Annotated in this window: 21 protein-coding genes; 18 read left to right on the top strand and 3 right to left on the bottom strand. The window is 72.7% G+C overall.

Going from position 1 to position 21568, the window contains the following annotated elements:
• The first annotated feature begins 240 nt into the window (after positions 1 to 240).
• The 17 genes from ABD236_RS33950 to ABD236_RS33870 all read left to right on the top strand — a co-directional run bounded on the left by ABD236_RS33950 (position 241) and on the right by ABD236_RS33870 (position 16269).
• Positions 241 to 1707: a hypothetical protein gene (locus ABD236_RS33950; protein ID WP_344081273.1), complete on the top strand. Its 1467-nt coding sequence runs from the start codon at positions 241 to 243 to the stop codon at positions 1705 to 1707.
• A 14-nt stretch (positions 1708 to 1721) separates the two neighbouring features.
• Positions 1722 to 2753, top strand: coding sequence for an ABC transporter ATP-binding protein (locus ABD236_RS33945; RefSeq protein ID WP_344081270.1), 1032 nt, complete (start codon positions 1722 to 1724; stop codon positions 2751 to 2753).
• Positions 2750 to 3559 carry an MlaE family ABC transporter permease gene (locus tag ABD236_RS33940; protein ID WP_344081267.1) on the top strand — a complete coding sequence of 270 codons (810 nt, stop codon included), beginning with the start codon at positions 2750 to 2752 and terminating at the stop codon, positions 3557 to 3559. The genes ABD236_RS33945 and ABD236_RS33940 overlap by 4 nt, the downstream gene beginning before the upstream one ends.
• 73 nt (positions 3560 to 3632) lie before the next feature.
• Positions 3633 to 4430, top strand: a complete 798-nt coding sequence (locus ABD236_RS33935) for an MlaE family ABC transporter permease (protein WP_344081858.1) — start codon at positions 3633 to 3635, stop codon at positions 4428 to 4430.
• On the top strand, positions 4427 to 5734 hold the full coding sequence (locus ABD236_RS33930; RefSeq protein ID WP_344081264.1) for an MCE family protein: 1308 nt from the start codon (positions 4427 to 4429) through the stop codon (positions 5732 to 5734). Before ABD236_RS33935 ends, ABD236_RS33930 begins: the two co-directional genes overlap by 4 nt.
• A 55-nt stretch (positions 5735 to 5789) precedes the next feature.
• Positions 5790 to 6824: an MCE family protein gene (locus tag ABD236_RS33925; protein ID WP_344081261.1), complete on the top strand. Its 1035-nt coding sequence runs from the start codon at positions 5790 to 5792 to the stop codon at positions 6822 to 6824.
• A 95-nt stretch (positions 6825 to 6919) separates the two neighbouring features.
• A complete protein-coding gene (locus ABD236_RS33920; protein WP_344081258.1) occupies positions 6920 to 7912 on the top strand; it encodes an MCE family protein in 993 nt (330 codons plus the stop codon).
• Positions 7909 to 8955 (top strand): MCE family protein, encoded by a 1047-nt coding sequence (locus tag ABD236_RS33915; protein ID WP_425544014.1) that lies wholly within the window; start codon positions 7909 to 7911, stop codon positions 8953 to 8955. The genes ABD236_RS33920 and ABD236_RS33915 overlap by 4 nt, the downstream gene beginning before the upstream one ends.
• Positions 8952 to 10097 (top strand): MlaD family protein, encoded by a 1146-nt coding sequence (locus ABD236_RS33910; RefSeq protein WP_344081255.1) that lies wholly within the window; start codon positions 8952 to 8954, stop codon positions 10095 to 10097. The genes ABD236_RS33915 and ABD236_RS33910 overlap by 4 nt, the downstream gene beginning before the upstream one ends.
• Positions 10094 to 11329 (top strand): MCE family protein, encoded by a 1236-nt coding sequence (locus ABD236_RS33905; protein ID WP_344081251.1) that lies wholly within the window; start codon positions 10094 to 10096, stop codon positions 11327 to 11329. Before ABD236_RS33910 ends, ABD236_RS33905 begins: the two co-directional genes overlap by 4 nt.
• Before the next feature lie 4 nt (positions 11330 to 11333).
• On the top strand, positions 11334 to 11837 hold the full coding sequence (locus ABD236_RS33900) for a hypothetical protein (RefSeq protein ID WP_344081248.1): 504 nt from the start codon (positions 11334 to 11336) through the stop codon (positions 11835 to 11837).
• Between the two features lie 10 nt (positions 11838 to 11847).
• Complete coding sequence (locus ABD236_RS33895; RefSeq protein WP_344081245.1) at positions 11848 to 12480, top strand: hypothetical protein; 633 nt, start codon at positions 11848 to 11850, stop codon at positions 12478 to 12480.
• Between the two features lie 18 nt (positions 12481 to 12498).
• Positions 12499 to 13071, top strand: a complete 573-nt coding sequence (locus ABD236_RS33890) for a hypothetical protein (RefSeq protein WP_344081242.1) — start codon at positions 12499 to 12501, stop codon at positions 13069 to 13071.
• Between the two features lie 13 nt (positions 13072 to 13084).
• Positions 13085 to 13786, top strand: a complete 702-nt coding sequence (locus ABD236_RS33885) for a hypothetical protein (protein ID WP_344081239.1) — start codon at positions 13085 to 13087, stop codon at positions 13784 to 13786.
• Between the two features lie 5 nt (positions 13787 to 13791).
• A complete protein-coding gene (locus ABD236_RS33880; RefSeq protein WP_344081236.1) occupies positions 13792 to 14364 on the top strand; it encodes a hypothetical protein in 573 nt (190 codons plus the stop codon).
• Entirely contained in the window at positions 14354 to 15028 is a 675-nt protein-coding gene (locus ABD236_RS33875) for a DUF5819 family protein (protein ID WP_344081233.1), read from the top strand. Before ABD236_RS33880 ends, ABD236_RS33875 begins: the two co-directional genes overlap by 11 nt.
• Positions 15025 to 16269, top strand: a complete 1245-nt coding sequence (locus ABD236_RS33870; RefSeq protein WP_344081230.1) for an HTTM domain-containing protein — start codon at positions 15025 to 15027, stop codon at positions 16267 to 16269. The genes ABD236_RS33875 and ABD236_RS33870 overlap by 4 nt, the downstream gene beginning before the upstream one ends.
• Here the strand turns inward: ABD236_RS33870 and ABD236_RS33865 are convergent.
• Complete coding sequence (locus ABD236_RS33865) at positions 16241 to 17617, bottom strand: DUF6801 domain-containing protein (RefSeq protein ID WP_344081227.1); 1377 nt, start codon at positions 17615 to 17617, stop codon at positions 16241 to 16243. The genes ABD236_RS33870 and ABD236_RS33865 overlap by 29 nt on opposite strands.
• A 281-nt stretch (positions 17618 to 17898) precedes the next feature.
• Between ABD236_RS33865 and ABD236_RS33860 the strand changes: the two genes are divergently transcribed.
• Entirely contained in the window at positions 17899 to 18906 is a 1008-nt protein-coding gene (locus ABD236_RS33860) for a DUF6801 domain-containing protein (protein WP_344081224.1), read from the top strand.
• A 36-nt stretch (positions 18907 to 18942) separates the two neighbouring features.
• Here ABD236_RS33860 and ABD236_RS33855 read toward each other — a convergent pair whose 3' ends face one another.
• Both ABD236_RS33855 and ABD236_RS33850 read right to left on the bottom strand, forming a co-directional pair.
• Positions 18943 to 19923, bottom strand: coding sequence for a COG1470 family protein (locus ABD236_RS33855; RefSeq protein WP_344081221.1), 981 nt, complete (start codon positions 19921 to 19923; stop codon positions 18943 to 18945).
• A gap of 99 nt (positions 19924 to 20022) precedes the next feature.
• Positions 20023 to 21273: a DUF6801 domain-containing protein gene (locus ABD236_RS33850; protein WP_344081218.1), complete on the bottom strand. Its 1251-nt coding sequence runs from the start codon at positions 21271 to 21273 to the stop codon at positions 20023 to 20025.
• Positions 21274 to 21568 lie beyond the last annotated feature (295 nt).

The following is a 21568-nucleotide window of genomic DNA, read 5'->3' as shown; positions in this document are numbered from 1 at the left end:
CCGCGATCCGTCCCCCCGGATCGCGGGGCCCCGCTCCTGCGTGCGCACCGGTTCTGTGTCGCCGTTGACAAGGCGACCGACCGGAATTGTGGCGCCGGTGACAAATATCCACCGGCAGGTCAGGAGTTCGGAGATTCGCGCGGAAGCGGTATTGCGGCACCGGGTTACCCGTACGTAACGTCACGGCGACATCGGCCGTTCCCGGCGCCCGTAGAACCGCTATTCCTCAGGAGCAGAGCCATGGGCGGTGCATTCGACCGGCGCGGTGCCGCTATCGCCGCCGCGCTGGGCGTGATCGTGCTTCTCCTCGGCCTTGTTCCGGCGTCGGGGACAATTGCGCGGAACCGGGAGACGGCCGTTCAGGCCATTTACGACTGCGCGTCGGGAGCCGTACGCCGGGCCGTCACCGTCACCGTCACCTTCACCGGCGTGTATCCGACCGGCGGCCGCCCCGGACAGCCGCTGCGGGCCGAGGGGTTCGCGGTGCGCCCCGAGTTCGACGCGCAGGCGGCCGCCGCGCTCCTGCCCCCGGGCACCACGGAGATCTCCGGCACCGCCCGCCTCGCCGTCGACGTCGCCCAGGACGGGGCGTCGGCCCGGGCGGACTGGGCGGGGCTCACGGCCGCCACGGGCGCCGACGGGCTGCGGCCCGCCTTCACGGGCGAGGTCCCGGCGATCACGCTGGGCAAGCCGGGCCAAGTGGCGCTCACGGCAGCGGAGTTCACGCTGACGCTCCAGGCGGCGGCCCCCCAGGCGCCCGAGGCGACACCCCCTTCGGGCTCGCCCGCCCCGGGGTCCGCGCCGCCGACCGCCACGGAGCAACCCCCCGTCGTGACGCCCCCGGTGGAGCTGCGCTGCACCCCGGCCGCGACCCCGGGCCCCAGCCTCGCCACCTGGACGGTCACCGACCCCACCGGCCCCGACGCACCTACCCGTTCGGCTCCTTCGACGACTTCGAAGGCCCAGCCCCCCGGTCCCGCGATCCAGGTGGGCCCCGGCCCCCTCGCCCCCGCCCCCGTCTGCCCCGCCGACCCGCCCGCCGGGGAGCTCGACCCGAGCAGGCTGCCCGAGCCGCCGCCCGGCGCCGTCGAGGGACGCCTGGGCGCCTCCCTCTGTGTGGTCGCCGTCGGCTACGCCACCGTCCACAAGCTCGGCAGCGCGATGGTCATCAACGACCCGCGCGGCGAACCGGGCCCCATGCACCTCGACCTCGGCAGGCGCACGGTCAGCGCCCCCGGCTACGACGAGTCGGACTCGGTGGGGCTGCTGCGCTTCCCCGACGCCCGCTCCACCTTCCTCACCTTCGGCTTCCAACCCACCAGCGCCCGGGTCTCCTTCGAGCCGGAGCCGGTCACCGTCGTCAACGTCCGGCGCGGCCAGACGTTCACCACCACCATCGCCTACCGCCAGCACCTGCGGATCCACGACGTACGCGTCAACGGCGTGCCCCTGGACGTGGGGCCGCGCTGCCGTACCGCCCGGCCCTTCGACACCGTACTGAGCGGTGCGTACAACTTCCTGACCGGCGGAATCCTCGACGGGGAGATCACCATCCCGCCGTTCGCCGGCTGCGGCAGCCGGGGCGAGGACCTCTCGCCGCTGTTCACCGCCGCCCTCTCCGGTCCGGGCAACGCCGTACGGATCCGGCAGGGGCAGCTCGCGGGGGCCGGCAGCGCCCCGCCCGTCCCCGAACTCCCCCAGCGCTGAGGAGCCGCGAAGCCATGGGAATCGACGTGGTCGTCGAGGGGCTGACCAAGGCCTTCGGACGGCAGACCATCTGGCAGGACGTCACGCTCACCCTGCCCGCGGGCGAGATCAGCGTGATGCTCGGCCCCTCCGGCACCGGCAAGACCGTGTTCCTGAAGGCGATCGTCGGACTGCTCCGGCCGGACCGGGGCCGGGTCCTGGTCGACGGCGTCGACATGGCCAACGGCCGCGAGAAGGACATCTACGAGGCCCGCAAGCGCTTCGGGCTGCTCTTCCAGGACGGGGCGCTGTTCGGCTCGATGAGCCTCTTCGACAACATCGCCTTCCCGCTGCGCGAGCACACCAGGAAGAAGGAGTCGGAGATCCGCCGGATCGTGCGGGAGCGCATGGACGTGGTGGGCCTGGCGGGCGCCGAGCGCAAGCTGCCCGGTGAGATCTCCGGCGGGATGCGCAAACGGGCCGGGCTGGCACGGGCCCTCGTCCTGGACCCGCAGATCATCCTCTGCGACGAGCCGGACTCCGGCCTCGACCCGGTGCGCACCTCGTACCTCTCCCAGCTGCTCATCGACATCAACACCCAGCTCGACGCGACCATGCTGATCGTCACCCACAACATCGACATCGCCACGACCGTCCCCGACAACATGGGGATGCTGTTCTGCCGCGAGCTGGTCGCCTTCGGGCCCCGGGAGGTGCTGCTGACCAGCCAGGAGCCGGTCGTCGAGCAGTTCCTCGAGGGGCGGCGGGCGGGGCCCATCGGCATGTCGGAGGAGAAGGACCGCGCGACCATGGCCGAGGAGGCCTCGCGCGGCCTGGTCGTCGGCGCGCCCACCCGGCGCACCCTCGCCCCGCAGCTCCACCCCACCCCCGGACTGCCCGAGCGGCGCGCGGTGCGGCGCCGCCGCGCCCGGGTGCGCGGCCTGCTCGACGAGCTGCCGCCCGCCGCCCGCGCGGCCGTCGAAGCCGATCTGGGCCTGGCGCCGCCGGGCGACACGCTCGTACGCACCAGGGCGCCGCACGCCTACGAGGGCGGGGGGCCGGTATGAGCGCCCCGACCGGGCCCGGGGCCGCGCCCCGGCCGCCGCTGCGGGTCCTCGACCCGCTGCGCGAGACCGGCAGGTTCTTCGCGCTGGGCTGGACCGTCGTCCGGCTGACGTTCCGGCGGCCGTTCCAGGTGAGGGAGTTCGTCGAGCAGTTCTGGTTCATCGCCAGTGTCACCATCCTGCCCGCGATGCTGGTGACGATCCCGTTCGGCGCGGTCATCGCCCTCCAGGTGGGCTCCCTCATCCAGCAGTTCGGCGCGCAGTCCTTCACCGGGGGCGCCAGCGTCCTCGTGCTGGTCCAGCAGGCCAGTCCGCTGATCGTGTCGTTGCTGATCTCCGGGGTCGCGGGCTCGGCGATCTGCGCGGACCTCGGGGCGCGGACGATCCGCGAGGAGCTGGAGGCCATGGAGGTCATGGGCGTCTCGCCGGTGCAGCGGCTGGTGGTGCCCAGGGTCCTCGCGGTGATGTCGGTCGGGCTGCTGCTCAACGGTCTGGTCTCGGTGGTCGGCACGCTCGGCGGCTACTTCTTCGCCGTGGTCGTCCAGGGCGGCACCCCCGGCGCCTACCTCGCCAGCTTCTCCGCGCTCGCCCAGCTCTCCGACCTGCTGGTCGGCGAACTCAAGGCGGTGCTCTTCGGGTTCATCGCCGGAGTGGTCGCCGCCTACCGGGGTCTGAACCCCAAGGGCGGCCCGAAGGGGGTGGGCGACGCCGTGAACCAGTCGGTCGTCTTCACCTTCCTGATCCTGTTCTTCGTCAACATGGTGCTCACCGCCCTGTACCTCCAGCTCGTCCCGGCGAAGGGGCTCTGAGATGGCGCTCCTGGACCAGGCCCGAGGCCGTACCCGTACCGGAGCGGAGGCCGCGCCGCGCGCGCCGGGCCGGCTGTTCGCGTGGCTGGACCGGCCGGGCGACGAGCTCCTCTTCTATCTGCGTGCCCTGCTGTGGATCCCGCGCGCGGTCCGCCGCTACCCCAAGGAGGTCCAGCGCATCCTCGCCGAGGTCTCCTTCGGCACCGGCGGGCTGAGCGTCATCGGCGGCACGGTCGGCGTGATGATCGGCATCACCGTCTTCACCGGCACGGTCGTCGGCCTCCAGGGGTACGCGGCGCTCAGTCAGATCGGCACCGACGCCTTCACCGGATTCGTGTCCGCGTACTTCAACACCCGGGAGATCGCCCCGCTGGTCGCCGCGCTCTCCCTGTCCACCACGGTGGGCGCCGGCTTCACCGCGCAGCTCGGCGCGATGCGCATCAATGAGGAGGTCGACGCGCTGGAGAGCATGGGCGTGCGGTCCATGCCGTATCTGGTCTCCACCCGGATCGTGGCGGGCGCGGTGGCCATCGTCCCGCTGTACGGGATCGGGCTGCTCGGGTCGTTCCTGGCCTCGCGGATGGTCACCGTCCTGTTCAACAACCAGTCCACCGGCACCTACGACCACTACTTCCACCTCTTCCTCGCCCCCACCGACGTCCTGCTCTCCTTCCTGAAGGTGCTGGTCTTCAGCGTGCTGGTGATCATGGCGCACTGCTACTACGGCTACCGCGCCACGGGCGGCCCGGCGGGTGTCGGCGTGGCCGTGGGCCGGTCGGTGCGGACGGCCATCGTGCTGATCAGCATCACCGACTTCTTCCTCAGCCTGGCGCTCTGGGGCGCCACGACCACGGTGAAGGTGGCGGGATGAGCGCGCCGGTGCGGGAGCGGAGCACGGACACCCCGGTACGGCTGCGCCCGGCGGACACCGTGCTCGCCCGCCGCCGCCGACTCGCCGGTCTGGTCTATCTGCTGCTGCCCGTCCCGCTGGTCTGGCTCTCGCTGGCCTTCTACCACCACGACTTCGAGGACACGGCCGAGGTGGTCGTGGAGGCCGGGTCGGTCGGCAGCGAGATGCGCCCGCAGGCCGACGTGAAGCTGCGCGGTGTGGTGATCGGCCGCGTCGAGAAGGTCGACACCGACGGCAAGGCGGCCCGGCTCACCCTCGCCATGCAGCCGGGGCAGCTGCGCCGGGTGCCCTCGAACGTCTCGGCCCAGCTGCTGCCCACCACGCTCTTCGGCCGGCGGTACGTGGCGCTCGTACCGCCCGCGCGGCCCTCCCCGCGCCCCCTCGCGCCCGGCAGTGTCATCCCGAAGGACCGCAGCCGCAGCGCCGTCGAGCTGGAGAGCGCGCTCAACCATCTGCTGCCGCTGCTCACCGCCGTACAGCCGCAGAAGCTCTCCGCGACCCTGACGGCGGTGGCGGACGCGCTGCGCGGGCGCGGCGACAAGATCGGCACCTCGCTGGAGCAACTCGGCGCGTATCTGGGGAAGTTCAACCCCCAGCTGCCCGTGCTCAACCGCGATGTGAAGGAGTTCGTACGGGTGAGCGAGGGGTATGCGCAGGCGGCGCCCGACATCGTCGACGCGCTCTACGACGCGACCACCACCAGTGCCACGCTCGCCGCCGAACAGCGGCAACTGGCGGCGGCCTACGCGTCGGTGACCACCTCGTCGAGGGACCTGAACAGCTGGATCCGGCAGAACCGGGAGAACCTCATCCGGGTCACCGCCGCGAGCCGCCCCTCCCTGGAGATCTTCGGCCGGTACGCCCCCGCCTTCCCCTGCACCCTGAGGACCCTGGCCGACTTCGTCCCCGCGATGGACCGCGCCCTCGGCAAGGGCACCGACGAGCCGGGGCTGCACGTCGACGTGACGGTGGTCCGGGACCGGGGCGCCTACCGGCCGGGCCACGACACTCCCCGCTACACAGCCACCGGGGGCCCGGCCTGCTACCCGGTCCCGTACGGCGGCGGACAGCCGGCCGCGCCGCCGTCCGCCCCGGCGCTCGCGACGGTGGGCGGCGGACTCGGCGTCGCCAACTCGCCCCAGGAGAACGCCCTGGTGAACGAGGTGCTGGCGGCCGGGGACACCCGGACGCCCGACGCCCTGCCTGACTGGTCGAGCGTGCTCGCCGGGCCGGCGCTGCGCGGCACGGACGTGAGGCTGCGGTGAGCCGGCGGATGACCGTGACACCGCACACGGGTCCCGGGACGGAGGCGAGGACGAGGTGAACCGCGCGCCGCTCACCGGTCCGCTGCTCAAGTCGGCGGTCTTCGTCCTGGTCACCGTGCTGGCCACCACGGTGCTCGCGCTGAGCATCAGCAACACGGGTGTGGGCGACACACACACGTACAAGGCGTGGTTCACCGACGCCACCGGCCTCACCGAGGGCGACTCGGTCCGGATCGCGGGCGTCAAGGTCGGCCAGGTCGAGTCGGTGGACATCGTCCAACGGCGGTACGCGCAGGTGCGGTTCTCCGTGCAGCGGAGCCGCACCCTGCCCGCCTCCAGCACCGCCGCCATCAAGTACCTCAACATGGTGGGCCAGCGCTATGTCGCCCTGGAGCGCGGCGCCGGGCCGGTCGGGCAGCCGCCGCTGCGGCCCGGCGGGACCATCCCGCTGCGCCGCACCACGCCCGCGCTCGACCTCACCCAGCTCTTCAACGGCTTCCAGCCGCTCTTCCAGGGGCTCTCCCCGGCCGAGACCAACAAGCTGGCCGGTTCCGTCGTCCAGGTCCTCCAGGGCGAGGGCCCCACGGTGGAGAGCCTGGTCACCACCATCGGATCCGTCACCAGCACGCTCGCAGCCAAGGACGCGGTGATCGGCTCGGTCGTCGACGGCCTCACCACCGTGCTGCGGACGGTCAACACCCGCGAGAGCCGGCTGACCGGCCTGGTCGACACCCTCGACGAGCTGGTGGCGGGCCTCTCCGGCGACCGCCGGCCCATCGGGCAGGCGATCAGCTCCCTGGCGGTGCTGACCACCAGCACCGCCGGACTCCTCGACGAGGGCCGCGCGCCCCTGCGCGACAGCGTCGACCAGCTGGGCCGGGTCTCCGCCCACCTCGCGGACGAGGGGCCGCTGCTCGAACAGTTCCTGCGGCGCACCCCCGACAAGATGCGGGCCCTCACCCGCCTCGCCTCGTACGGGAGCTGGCTCAACCTGTACCTCTGCCAGGCGCGGGTCACCGGCGTCGCCACCGACGACGGCAGCCCGCCCCCCACCGGCATCACGATCAAGGACCAGAGGTGCCGCCGATGACTCCTGTACGTGTGACTCCTGTACGTGCCCGCATACGCGTCCGGGGGCGCCGCCTCCCTAAGCCGCCGCGCAGACCGTTGGCCGAGCGGCACCCCGTGGCGATCGCCGTCGTCGGGCTGCTCACCATGACCCTGGTCGGGCTGCTCGTCTACAACGTCAAGGCGCTGCCGTTCGTCGGCGGCGGGACCCGCTACACCGCCGACTTCAAGGAGTCGGCCGGGCTGCACCCCGGCGACGAGGTCCGTATCGCGGGAGTGAAGGCCGGGGAGGTGGACGCGGTCGGGCTCGACGGGCCCAAGGTGAAGGTGGCCTTCACGGTCAAGGACGCCTGGGTCGGCGACGCCAGCACGGTCGGCATCGCCATCAGGACGCTCCTCGGCTCCAAGTACCTGGCCCTCGACCCGCGCGGCACCGCCGCCCAGGACCCGCACCGGCGCATCCCGATCACCCGCACCACCTCCCCGTACGACGTGCTCGACGCGCTCGACGGACTGGGCCGGACGGTCGGCGAGCTCGACACGCGCACCCTCGCCAGGAGCTTCGAGACGCTCTCGGCGACGTTCAGGAACACCCCGCCGAACGTGGGCAAGGCCGTCACCGGTCTCGCCGACCTGTCGCTGACCATCGCGAGCCGGGACGAGCAGATCAGCAGGCTGCTCAAGGGCACCGACCAGGTCACCAGGACCCTGGACGGCAAGAAGGACCGGGTGCGCGCCCTGCTCGTCAACGGCGGACGGCTGCTGTCCGAGGTCGGTTACCGCAGGGACGCCATCCACGGGCTGCTCACCGGCTCCCGGAACCTGAGCGTCCAGCTCAGCGGGGTCGTCGCGGACAACCGGGCCCGGCTCGGCCCCGCACTCGACGCGCTCGACCGCGTCACGGCGGTGCTGAGCAGGAACAAGGCGAGCCTGGACCGGATCCTCGCCCAGGCGGGCCCGTACTACCGGCTGGTCGGCAACACCCTGGGCAACGGCCACTGGATGGACAGCTATCTGTGCGGCCTGGTCCCCAAGACGTATCTGCCGCCCGGCAGCATCCCGCCGGACGGCTGTATGCCCCCGAAACCAGGGAAGGGGAGCCGGAGTTGACGCCCCTGCGAGTCACCCTGTCCCGGCCGCGCAAGCTCCTCGTGCTCGGCGTCGCCTTCGCCCTGCTGGTCGCGGCCGGCGTCTCGGCCGTCGCCGTGCGTCTCCTGGGGGACGACGGCGCCCTGCACCTCACCGCGTACTTCGACCGGACCGTCGGCGTGCACGAGGGGTCGGACCTGCGGGTCCTGGGCGTCCGGGTCGGCAGCGTCGACCGGCTGCGCCCCGAGGGCCGCCAGGTGCGGGTGAGCCTGAGCGTCGAGAAGGGCGTACGGATCCCCGAGCTCGTGCGGGCCGTCGTGGTCGCCCCCAGCGTCGTCTCCGGCCGGTTCGTGCAGCTCAGCCCCGCCTACAGCGGCAGCGGGCCGACCCTGGCGGACGGCGCGGTCATCCCGCGCGAGCGGACCGCCACGCCGATGGAGGTCGACGAACTCGCCGAGAGCGTCAGCGGGCTCGTCGAGGCGCTCGGCCCGAACGGGGCCAACAAGAAGGGCGCCCTCTCCGACCTCATCGAGACCGGCGCCAAGAACCTGAAGGGCAACGGCGACGCGGTCGGCCGTACCGTCCAGCAGCTCGGCGGCGCCGCCAAGGTCCTCGGCGGGTCCAGCGGCGACCTGGTCAGGACCGTGCGCCAACTCCAGTCGTTCGTCACGATGCTGAAGGAGAACGACGGCACCGTCCGCACCACCGAGCAGCAGCTCTCCGACGTCACCACGTTCCTGGCGGGGGAGAAGGACGACCTCGCCGCCGCGCTGCGGCAGCTCGGGACCGCACTCGGCGAGGTGAAGACCTTCGTCCGCGACAACCGGGGCAGGCTGAAGAAGGACGTCGACCGGCTCGCCGCCCTCACCCAGTCGCTCGTCGACCAACGCGCCTCCCTGGGCGAGGCGCTGGACACGCTGCCGCTGGCCGCGTCCAACCTGGAGAACGCCTACGACCCGGCGACCCGCACCATCGACGGCCGCGCCGACCTCAACGAGCTCGGCCCGCTGCCGCTGCCCGCCGCCGAGACGTACGGGCGCGGCGCGCCGGGGGCCGGGCGATGAGGCGCGGTGCGGCCCGGGCCGGGCTGGCGCTGTGCGCCGCGGCCGCCGCCACCGGCCTCGCGCTGGTGCCGGGTGTCCGACTGCCCTCGTTCCACGGCATTGAGGACCTGCCGCTGCCCGGCGGCGCCGGCCTCGGCAGCCATCCCTACCGCGTCACCGCCGTCTTCAAGGACGTCACCAGTCTCTTCCCGCAGTCCTCGGTCAAGGTCAACGACGTCGCCGTGGGCCGGGTCGAGAAGATCACGGTGAGCGGGGACGACTGGCTGGCGCGGGTGACCATGAAGGTCAACGGCAAGGTGCGGCTGCCCGCCGACGCCTACGCCAACCTGGAGCAGTCCAGCCTGCTCGGCGAGAAGTACGTCCAGCTCGTCGCGCCCAGGGATCTGGCGCCGCGCCCCGACCTCAACGACACCTCGGGCCCGCGCGAGGCCGCCGCCGTACGTGAGAGCGCGCCGCTGGCCGACGGGGCGGTGATCCCGCTCGCCCGCACCAACCGCAACGCGGAGGTCGAAGAGGTCTTCGGCGCCCTGTCGATGCTGCTCAACGGCGGCGGGGTGCGGCAGATCAACACCATCACGCGCGAACTGAACCGCGCGCTCGACGGCCGCCAGTCCTCGGCCCGTTCGGTCCTCAACCGGATCGCCGCCTTCGCCACGGACCTCGACACCCACCGCGGTGACCTCACGGAGGCGCTCGACGCCCTCGACCGGCTGTCGTCCACGGTGGCGGGCCGGGACACCGAGGTCGGCGCGGTACTGGACCGGCTCGGCCCCGGCCTCGAGGTGCTACGGGACCAGCGCGGCTCGCTCGTCACCATGCTCACGTCGCTGGACACGCTCTCCACGGCCGCCGTCGGCACCGTCGACCGCACCAGGGCCGACACCGTGGCCGACCTGAAGGCGCTCGCCCCGACCCTCAAGGGCCTGGCCGACGCGGGCCGGAACCTGCCCGCCTCGCTCCAGGTGCTGATGACCTACCCGTTCACCGACGAGGTGCTGAGCGGCGTCAAGGGCGACTACCTCAACGTCTATCTCAAGGTCGCCGCCGCGCCCGGCACCGTGATCCTGCCCGAGCACGGCAGACCGACGCCGACCGGGGGCGCGCTGCCGCTGCCGTCCGTCGGGGAAGGCGGTGCCCGGTGATCACCCCGGCGACCCACCTCAAGAACCTCGCGTTCCTGTTGCTCGGCGCCCTGGTACTGGGCCATATCGCGGTGACGTACGCGGACCTGGGACGCCTGGTCGGCGCGCCGGGCTCGTACACCGTACGCGTGCAACTCGCCGAGACTGGCGGTCTGTTCACCGGGTCCGATGTGACCTACCGGGGCGTCGACGTCGGCCGGGTGCGCGGTATCGCGCTGACCGGCGACGGGGTGGAGGCGCGGCTCGCCATCGACGACGGCACCCCGCCGATCCCCGCCGACCTGGACGCGAAGGTGGCGGGGCTCTCGGCGGTCGGGGAGCAGTACCTCGACCTCGCGCCCCGCACCGACCGGGGGCCCTACCTCCGCGACGGCGACACCGTGGCCCGCCGGGACACCAGCACACCCGCCCCGATCACCCGGCTCCTGACCGGCGTCGACTCCCTGGCGGCTTCGGTGCCGACGGACGAGCTGCGCACGGCCGTCGACGAGCTCGGCAGGGCGTTCGCCAACCAGGGCGCCAACCTCCAGGTGCTCTTGGACGCGGGCAGCCGGTTCCTCGACGCCGCCGACCAGGCGCTGCCCGCCACCACCAGGCTGCTCACCGACGGGGAGACCGTGCTCAGGACCCAGGCCGACAGCACCCGCGCCCTCACCTCCTTCGCCACCGGGGCCCGCCGACTCGCCCGCAGCCTCAAGGACTCCGACTCCGACCTGCGCCGGGTCATCGACCGAACGCCCGGCACGGCGCAGGAGTTCACCGCGCTGCTGCGCGACACCGACCCCGGTCTGAGCGTGCTGCTCGCCAATCTGACCACCACCTCCGAGCTCCTCATCACCCGGCAGCACGGCACCGAGGAGCTGATGGTGCGGCTGCCCCGGGTGGCCGCCGCCGGGTCCACCGCCGTCGGTCCCGCAGGCGTGGACTTCGGCATGGTCACCACCTTCTTCCAGCCGCTGCCCTGCACCAAGGGCTATGAGGGCACGCGGTACCGCGACGGCCTCGACACCTCGGGGAGTACGCCGGTGAACACCGCCGCCCGCTGCACCGCTCCGGCCGCGAGCGGCCAGAACGTCCGGGGCTCGGGCAACGCCCCCAGAGGGTCGGTGCCCACCCCCGCCGCACCGGGCTCGCTGTCCGGCTCCGGCTCGGGAGCCGGCGTCCTGGGCGCGCCCGCCGTACCGGAGCGGAGCCCGAGGGGCCTCGCCGGACTGCTGGGACTGGGGGAGTGAGGGCATGAGACGCCGACGGCTGGTCCTGGTCCTGGGCCTCGTGCTCGCACTGGCCCTGTGCGGGGTGTCCGGCTGGTCCTACGTCCGCGCCCGGGGCGACGACGGCCTGGCGTACGCCCGCAGCCGCGACGCGGCGCTCGCCGACGGGCGCCGCCATGTCGCCCGGCTGAACTCCCTGGACGCGGGGCACGTCGACGCGGACCTGGCGGCCTGGCTGGACGCGACGACCGGACCGCTCGGGGACGAACTGCGCGCCACCCGCGCCAAGAGCGCACGGGTCCTCAAGGAGCAGGGCACCACGACCCGCGCCGAGGTCACCGACGCCGCCGTCACCGAGCTCGACGAACGCTCCGGCACGGCCCGGCTGATCGCCACCGTACGCGTCGAGGCCCGGCCGCGCACGGGCGCCCCGGCCACCGACCGCAAGCGCTTCGAGGCCGGTCTCACCCGCATCGGCGGCCGCTGGAAGCTCACTTCGCTGACCGCCGTCGCGGCCGGCACGGGCTGAGGGGGAGAGGATGACCACCACCGAGGAGACGGCCACCGAGGAGACGGCCGCCGAGGAGACGGCCACCGAGGCCCGCGCCGCCGAGGCCCGCGCCGCCGAGGAGCCGCCCGCCCGGGGGCGTCCGTGGAGCTTCCCGCTGCCGCTCGGGCGTCTGCGCCGCCTCCTGCTGCCGCTGCTCGTCGTGGCCCTGCTGGCGGCGAGCGGTGTCCTGCTGCTCCTCGCCGGGCAGGAGCAGCACGCCCCGGCCGCCGCCAACCGCGCTCTCACCGACCGCGCGGCCACCGACGAGGTGCTGGACGAGGTTGGGACGGCGGTGAGCCGGGTGTTCAGCTACGCCCCGACGACCCTGAGCCGCACCCGCGACGACGCCCGCGCGCTGCTGCGGGGACAGGCGGCGAAGGAGTACGACGCGCTCTTCGTTCAAGTCCAACAGCGCGTGGTGGAACAGCAGTTGACGCTCACCACGACAGTCGCCCGCGCCGGAGTCACCCGGCTCACGGCCACCCGCGCCGAGCTGCTGCTCTTCCTCGACCAGACCAGTGTGCGGCGCGGCGGCGGACCGACCACGGTCGCCGCGCAGCTCTCGGTGTCCGCCGGGCGCGACGGCGGCCACTGGCGGATCACGTCGATCAAGGCCCGTTAGGGCGAGTGGGGAGGTGCCATGAAACGGAGGGCAACGGCGGCGCGCGGGAGGCCGTCACCGACCGCGACGACCGGCCTCGCGGCCGCGCTGGCCTGCGCGTTCGCTGTCTGGACGGGCGGCTCGTGGTACGCGGTGGCGCACGACGAGCGGGCCGCGTTCGCCCGTACCAGGGACGAGGTGCTCCAGGCGGGCGAGCAGGGCGTGCAGAACATGAACACCCTCGACCACGGCGATCTGGCCCGTGGCCTCGACCTCTGGGAGGAGTCGGCCACCGGCGATCTGCTCAAGGAACTCAGGGACAGCAGAAAGCAGTTCGAGCGGCAGGTCGCGAGCGCCGGGACCACCACGACCGCCAAGGTGCTCTCCGGCGCGGTCACCGAACTCGACGAACGCGCGGGCCGGGCCCGGGTCATGGTCGCGACCCGTATCACCGTCCTCGCGGCGGACCACCGCACCAGCACCAAGGACAGCCGGATGCTCGGCGAGCTGACCCGCACCCCGGCGGGCTGGAAGCTCAGCCGGCTGGGCCAGGCGCCCGTCGGCGACGCGGCCGGTCCTTCCTCCGCCTCGCCCACCCCCAGCGGCAGCTGACCCGGAGGCCCCGATGTCGACCACCCGCCACCTCGTCAACCGGCAGCGCCGCCTGGCCGCGACGCGCCCACCAGCCCCTCGGCCGACCGGGCTCGAACAGCGCCCGGCCCCGCGCCGTGGCGCTCCCACCGCCACACCCCGGGAGCCCGTCGTGCGGCCGGGCCGAAGCCGGTTCCTGCCCTGGCCCCTGGTGCTCGCCGCACTGACCCTGCTGCTCGCCGCGTTCTCCGTCCTCGCGTACGTCCAGGGCGGTCCCGGACACGAGGACGCCGCCGGGCGCAACACCGCACTGGCCGACCCCGCCCGTACCAGCGAGGTGAAGGGCGTCGTCGAGGAGGCCGTGCGGGGGATCTTCTCCTACGACCACACCGACCCGGCCAGGACCGAGGCGGCGGCCGCGCGCAGCCTCACCGGCGCGGCCGTCACGCAGTACCGGAACCTGATGGGGGCGGTCCGCGAGCAGGGGCCCGGGCAGAAGCTCGTGCTGACCACCACCGTCACCGACAGCGGTGTCGAGGTCGTCGAAGGGGACCGCGCCCGCGTCCTGGTCTTCGCCGACCAGAGCAGCACCCGCACCGGCAAGGGCGGCGGGACCACCGTCGCCGCCGCGATGTTCGCGGTCGACGCGGTACGCCGGGACGGCACCTGGCGGATCGCGGCGATCGACACCTTCCAGCGCGCCCCGGGCACCCCGACCGACCAGGGCAAGGAGTGAGAGCCGTGCTGACTCGACCGACGAACCGGACCGCCGTCCGGCTGACGCTGCTCGCCGCCGTGGGCCTCGCGGCCACCGCGTGCGGCTCCTCGGCCCAGCCGCCGCCGGAGGTGGACTGGGCGGGCGGGGTCTGCGCGCACCTGGCGGACAGCGGGGCCGGGCTCGCGGTGCCCACGGTCGACCGGGCCCAGCCGGCGCGGGCCAAGGGCCAGCTGGTCACCTTCCTCACCGCGCTCGACCAGCGGCTCGGGGCGCTGCGCGTCCAGATGCGGAAGGACGGGGCGCCGCCGGTCGACGGCGGCGCGGCCGCCTTCGACACGGCGCTCGCCCGACTGGACAGGGCCCGTACGTCGGTGGGCGAGGCGGTCGGCACGCTCTCGCGGGCCCGGGTCACGGACCAGAAGTCGCTGAAGTCGGCGCTGGACGCGGCGGGTTCGTCCCTGAAGGCGGTGAGCGCGTACAAAGGGCCTGCCGAGGATCTGCGGGCGGACCCGAAGCTGAGGAAGGCCTTCGACGACAACCCGGACTGCGCCGGGGCCGTCAACGCGGCCGGAGGCGGGGTGCCCGATGGATCCTGAGCCCTCCCGCTCCGAGCCTGGCGCCCGCGAGGACCTGCGGGACCTGTCGCCGGGGCAGCGGCTGGCGGTCCTTGGCGCCGCGGTCGCCGTGGCCCTGGGCCTGGTGGTGCACACCGGCGCGACCTTCCTGCACCTCGCCCCGCGCAACGCGGCCACCGACGCCATCGGTGACACGGTCAACTCCTATATGGCGCCCGAGTTCACCCAGAGCTGGCAGCTCTTCGCGCCCGACATCACCCGGACCATGACGGCGGTCGGCGCCCGCGTCGAGCTGCGCGCGGCCGACGGGACCACCACGGTCGGCCCGTGGCGGGACCTGACCGCGCAGGACCTCGCCGAACTGCGCGGGAACCCGCTGCCGAGCCGGATCCGCCAGCAACTCGCCACCGCGTGGACGGCGATGCTCGCCTCGCACGACACCGAGCTGCGGCCGGTCGGTCCGGCGGGCGCGGACAGCGAGCAGTACCTCAAGCGGCTGGCCCTGTCCCGGCTGCCCGCCACCCCCCGGGGCGCCCGGATCGAACGGATCCAGTTCCGTTCCACGGACACCACGGTCCCGCCCCCGCCGTGGAAGAAGCGGGGCGCCCGCACCGCGCCGGTGGTGCGTGTCTACCCCTGGTGGCCGGTGGGCGCCGCCGACTTCGCGGAGGGGCGCACGTCATGACGTCTGCGTCACAGGTCGACACGAAGCCCCGACCGGGCGCTGAGGAAGCCGCGTCGATACTCGACCGGGTGCTGGGGCGGGCGTGCGACGCGCGCGTGTGGGCCCATCAGAGCGCCGCCGTACGGATCGGCATGGCCGGGGTCTGGCTGCTGCTCCTCGTCCACGAGTTCTGGCGGCGCGAGCGCATCTGGGGACCCGACGCGCCGTGGAGCTGGCGCCTGGCCGAGCACTCGCTGGAGCGGAGCCATGCGTTCAGCGTGCTGCGCTGGTCCGGCGGCCAGCTCTGGTTCGAGGTGTTCTATCTGCTCTCGGCGGCCGTCGCGGTGGCGCTCCTGCTCGGCTGGCGCACCCGGACCACCTCGCTGCTGTTCCTCGTCAGCGTCCTGTCCCTGGACCACCGCAACGAGAACGTGCTCAACGCCGGCGACACCATCTTCCGCATCACCGCCGTCTACCTCGTCTTCACCCGGTGCGCCCAGGTGTGGTCGCTGGACGCGCGCCGACGCGGACGCGCCACCGCCAGGGGCGACGACCGTACGGGCGTGGTGCTGTGGGCCGTCTGCGGACTCGTCCTCGCCTGGGCGACGCTCCTGGCGCTGCTCACCGGCGGCTGGGCCCTGCTGCTGTGGGGCTGCTGGGCGGGCCAGGCGCTGTGGCGCGGGGTGCGCGGGCGAGCGGGGGTGCGCCGCACCCTGGAGCTGATCGGCCATCTGCTGCACAACGGGGCGGTGGCGATGATGATGATCCAGCTGTGTCTGCTGTACGCGTCGGCCGGCTGGTACAAGATCCAGGGCGCGCCCTGGCAGGACGGCACCGCCGTGTACTGGTCGGCCGGGCTCGACTGGCTGGAGCCCTACCCCTCGCTCTCCCACGCCCTCTCCTCGCACGCCCTGACCGTCCTGGCGCTGACGTACGCGACCGTGCTCGTCCAGGTCGCCTTCCCGTTCAGCCTCCTCGACCGGCGGGTCAAGAACGTCCTGCTGGCGCTGCTGTTCGCCGAGCACATCGGCATCGGGCTGCTGCTCGGGCTGCCGTACTTCTCGCTCTCGATGATCGCGGCCGACCTGGTGTTCCTGCCGACCGGGTTCCTGGTGGCGGTGGGGGAGCGCGCGGCCGGGCTGCGGCGGCGCCTGTCCGGAGACGGACGACCGGCCCCCGACGCCTGGGGCGCGGAGGCCGGTCCTGCGGCCCGTACGGAGGAGGGGGACGGGCTCACCCCTTCTTCGCGAGCGTCATGTTGATCGTGTTGCCCGGCCCCGCGGTGAAGGCGCTGAGGATGTCGTTGAACGCGCCACAGCTCTTGAGGGGCGGCAGGGTGTACGTGCCCTTCAGCTTGCCGCCGCTCAGCGGGTCGAACCTGCCGTCCGACGTGAGGTTGACGTCGGCGGGGGTGCCGGTGGCGCAGTCCGCGCCGCCGCCCAGCGGGATGCCGAAGACGGTGACCTCGGGGAGCTTCACATACATGCTCGACTTGGTGGTGAGGTCACCGGCGGTGTTGAGCGTGCCGCTCGTCCGGCCCACCTGCCGGAACTCGATCTTCGCGGTCGCGGGGAGGAATCCGAGGATCGAGAACTTGCCCGAGGTCGGGTTGAGCGTCAGATCGGCGTTGTACGTGCCCGAGGCGAGGTCGAAGTCGGCCTCGATCCCCCCGGCCAGCGCCGCGTTCCCGTTCGCCGCCTTGATGACCGAGCTACCGGTGAGGCCGTAGCTCAGGTGGATGGGCGGGTTGGGGGCGGTGGGATTGGTGGGGTTGGTAGGACTGGTCGGGTTGGTGGGGTTAGTAGGGCTGGTTGGGTTGGTCGGGTTGGTCGGGTCCGTGGGGTTGGTTGGGTTGGTTGGGTTCGTCGGGTTCGTGGGGCTGGTCGGGTTCGTGGGGTTGGTAGGGCTCGTTGGATTCGTAGGGTTGGTTGGATTCGTGGGGTTGGTTGGGTTGGTCGGGTTGGTCGGGTTGCTGTCCACGACCTTGAAGCGGTGCAGGGTCTTGTCCGTCGACGTCAGGGTGCACGCCGCGTCGAACGTGTCCTTGCCCGTGACCAGTTGAACCGGCTTGCCATTGGCGTCCCGCGCGATCATGTCGTGCAGCGAGATGTTGTTGACTTCGATGCTGCCGTCGCCGGTCCGGTCGAAGGTCAGCGAGGGCGCGTGGCCGGTGGCGACGACGGTGAAGTCGGCGGGCGGGCTGGGGATGTTGCCCTTGGCCACGTCGTTCTCGACCTTGATGCCGGAGAGCGGCCCGGACGGGGTGTTCACCGTGACGTCGGCGGTGGCCTTGCCCTCCAGGGTCTTGGCGCCGACCAGGCCCAGGCCCTGTGCGGCCCGGGAGCTCACCAACGTGTTCGCGTCGATCTGGAAGGCCGGGGTCGCCTGACCCTTGGGCATCTCGTCCGGTATGTCGGCGGTGATGGTGATTTTGATCGGGTCGGCGTTGATCAGGGGGAAGACGCAGGAGTAGTCCTGCACCAGCTTGGCCGGTACCGCGCTCGCCGGGCCGGCCGCCGTGACCGACACTGTGGTGGTGACGACGCCGATGGCGGCGGTGACGGCCAGGGTGGACAGCGTCCCCTTGGTCCGCTTTCTCTGAATTCCCATGAGCTGCCTCTCGCAGGGGTGAAGCCATCGTGTTCCGGATCGGAAACTACTGAGCGGTAGGGTGAGGGTCAAGGTGAAAATCGGTACCGAACTGCCGGGGAATTGCGAATTGGCAGCCATTGATGAATCTGCCGGTCTTTTTTCGCCGCCCAGTGCGCGTTCCGCACGTACTCCGGACGGGATTCGGACGTGTTCCGGGCGGGCCCGAAAAGGCCGTTGACCGCGCTTGTCGGAGTCACTACTTTCCCCGGGGTATGGGAGTTCCTGAGAAAAGAGCCAGGGTGAAATGCGCGCTGGGCGGTTCCGCGGCCCTCGCGCTGGCGGGCGGCGCGCTCCTCTCGTACGGCGTGGGCAGCGCGGCCGCCGTGGAGGCCCGGCTGTCACAGACGTACGAGTGCCGCTTCCCGCTGATCGGGGCGGATCCGCTGAAGGTGGCGATCAGCGCCGAGCTGCCGGCCTCGGTTCCGGTGAACACCCAGACGGGCGCGATACGGATCGACGCGCTGTCCACGGTGAGCGCGCGGGCGGCGCAGGGCCTCGGCCTGGTGGGCGCGAAGACGGTCGAGGGGACGGCCTCGGCGAGCGCCACGGTGAACCTGCCGGGCGGCGGTCAGCTCGACGTCGGCGTCGACACCACCGTGGCGAAGGCCGGCATTCCCAGCCCGGCCCGGGACTTCGAGGTCAGGGCGTCCGGCGCCGCCCCGTCGCTGTCCTTCCGTACGCCCGGCGCGGCCACCCTCGACGTCAACGCCCTCACGCTGAAGCTGACGGCCCGGGACGCGACCGGCACGGTCGTCCGACTGCCGCCGTACGGGGACGTGTTCGAGGCGCCCTGCACGCTCGAGCCGGCCGACCAGAACAGGACACTGCACCGGTTCACGATCACCGGCGCCGGCCCGACGGGCCCCACTCCCACCGGCCCCGCCCCCAGCTCCCCGACGCCCACCGGCCCCTCCCCGACCGGCTCCGCGACGGCCGGGCCGGGGCCGACGGGACCCTCCCCGACCGGCCCGGCCCCGACCGGTCCCGGCGGCACCACCGGTCCCACCGCGACCGTCGGCCCCGGCCCGTCCCTGCCGCCGCCCGGGACGACCGGCGCCACCTCGGGCGGCACCGACCTGGTCACCCACGTCAACGGCCCCGGTGACGGCGGCGGCAGCCTCGCGGGCACCGGCGCCGCCGCGGCGGGCTGGCTGCTCACGGGCGCCGGGGTGCTCGGCGGGGCAGGCATCGCGGCCTTCCACTACGCGCCGCGCCGCATCCGGGGCGAGGGCGACGACACCCCCTGAGCCGAAGGTATACGAGCGCTGCCCCCGACCGACGGCTCACCCCGCCCGGTCGGCCGCGCGGCGCCGCAGCACCAGCCACACCCCGCCGCCCGCCAGGACCAGCCCGGCGAGGGCGACGACCGTCCAGTTGACCGTGGCGTAGCCGACCTCGGCGCTCTCGACCAGCTCGCCGCCCGTGTCACTGGCGGTCACCTCGACCTTCCCCCAGTCCACCAGCGGCGGCCCGACCCACTTCTGGGTCACCTCGACGCGCTGGCCCGGCAGCAGTTCTGCGGGCAGCCGGCGCCCCGGAGGCTCGAAGGAGGTGTGCCCGAACACGCCCTTCGCCCGCAGTGCCACCTGCGGCGAGAGCATCACATTGCCGCTGTTGACCAGCGCGTACGAGATGGTCGCGGCGCGTTTGGCGCCCGGCACCAGCGGCGCGCCGTAGCGGAAGCGCACATCGTCGATCCGGAGCCCCCGCACCCGGGCCCCGTTCACCTTCAGATAGACGCGGGCCCCGACGGCCTGCTGGACCGCGACGCCGTTGCCGTCGGAGCGGCCCAGCCGCGTGTCGAGCGCGACGATCGCCCCGGGGTGGTCACCGGGCTCGGCGCCCCTGGGCACGGTGAGCGTGAACGGGACGGTGGTCTGGCCGCCGCCCGCGAGGGTCACCTCGGTGCGCTCCAGCCGCGTCCACGCCCCGACGCCGCTCATCCGCTCGCTCTTGTTCCGTACGGCGAAACCGCCGTCGCGCGGGGTGTTGTAGCCGTCCGTCCCGTACAGCTGGAACGTCGCCGGCCGGGAGTCGAGGTTCTTGACCGTCACCTGGTCGCGCACGGTCGCGCCCCGGTCGGCGGTCATCCGGAAGTACGCCCGGCCCGGCGCGCCCGGCGCACCCTGGTGCACGGGGAACACCGACCAGCGGCCGTTGTCGGCGGCCCGCGCGGGCGAGGCGGGCAGCGCGGCGAACGCCGCCAGCAGCCCGAGAACGGCGAGGAGCGGCGCCCAACGCCGCCCAGTGCTGCGCTTGTTCATACGGTTCCCCCTCGTGGGGCCGGAGGCTCGTGGGACGGGCGTGCGGTGGGGACGGAAGCGGGCCGGCCGCTGGGTGCGACCGGCCCGGGGAGGCGCGCCTCACGTCAGGGTGAGCGTGAGCACGGCCTTGTAGTCGCCCGCGGCGGCGGTCGCGGGGATGTTCAGGGAGAGCGCGCTGTCCACGGTGAACTGACCGCCGGTCGCGGCCGCGTCGGGCGCCCCGGCGAGGGTGGCGCCGACGGTTCCCACGGGGCCCTCGGTCCCGGCCACGCAGTTGCTCTTGGAGCCCGGTGAGCTCACGCAGGCGGGCTTCCAGCTGAGCTTGTCCGCGCCGATGGCACCGGCCGTACCGGTGAAGTCGGTGACCTTGCCGGTCAGCGACCAGCCGGTGGCGCCGCCCCGGTCGTCCTTGACGGTGACGGTCTGGAGGCTGCCGGTGGAGACGCCGCCCACGCCCTGGTTCACGGCGGAGAGGGCCACGCTGTCACCGGGCTGCGTCATGGAGAGCGTGCCGGCCACGGCCTTCACCTGGGCGCTCAGGTTCTGCTGGGCGGTCGAACCGGAGGGCGCGGTGGGGTTGGTCGGGTTGGTGGGGTTCGTGGGACTGGTGGGGTTCGTAGGGTTCGTAGGGTTGGTGGGGTTCGTTGGATTGGTCGGGTTGGTGGGGTTCGTTGGGTTGGTGGGACTCGTAGGGTTCGTCGGGTTCGTGGGGTTCTTCGGTACGACCTTGAAGCTCGCTAGGACCTTGCCGGTCGACTTCAGTGTGCACGGGGCGTCGAACGTGTCCTTGCCCGTGACCAGCTGGATCGGCTTGCCGTTGGCGTCGCGCACGATCATGTCGTGCAGCCCGATCCCGTTCACCTCGATCCGGGCGTCGCCCGGGGTGTTGAAGGTGAGCGAGGGCGCGTTGCCCTTGGCGTTGACGGTGAAGTCGGCGGGCGGGCTCGGGATGTTGGTCTTCTCGACCGTGTTCTCGACCCCGATGCCGGAAAGCGGTCCGTCCGGTGTGAAGACGGTGACGTTCGCCGTGGCCATGCCTTCGAGCGTCTTTCCGCCGACGAGTCCGAGACCCTGGGCCGCCCGCGAACTGACCTTCGTGGCCGCGTTGACCGCGAACGCCGGGGACGGTGTGCCCGCTTCGATCTCGGTCGGTATCTCGGCCGTGATGGTGGCCTCGATCGGGTCGCTGCCGATCAGCGGGAATACACAGTCGTACTGCTGGACGAGCTTCGCCGGTGCGGCCTGCGCGGCCCCGGCGCCCGCGAAGCCGAGAAATCCCGCGACAAGACCGCCGGCGGCGGCCACGGCCAGGGTGGACCGCGCCCCGGACTTTCTTTGCCGAGCTCCCATGAGGTACCTCTTGTGGGTTGTACGGACAGGGAAGTTCCGCGTTTCGGATGCGTAAACTACTTGCGAGTAGGGGGACGGTCAAGGCACCTGATATGCAAGGGTGTGGAAGGTCCCGGTCATTCCTGTTTCTTGTCACCGCGGTGAGTACGGCCGTGCCTTTTCTTGTCTCCGCCGCACACATGCTCACCCGTGTGACAAACAACGGAAATGCGGGGAAAGGAAATGCGAAGGGAAAAAGGGATTTCGGAATCGGGGAGGTTTCGATCGCCTGTGGCGCCCGCTCTCGATGGGGTGG

This window comes from Streptomyces crystallinus (genome assembly GCF_039521265.1).
Taxonomy (GTDB): Bacteria; Actinomycetota; Actinomycetes; order Streptomycetales; family Streptomycetaceae; genus Streptomyces; species Streptomyces crystallinus.
The sequence above is the reverse complement of the archived record's forward strand: the minus strand, read 5'-3'. Positions and strand labels throughout refer to the sequence as shown.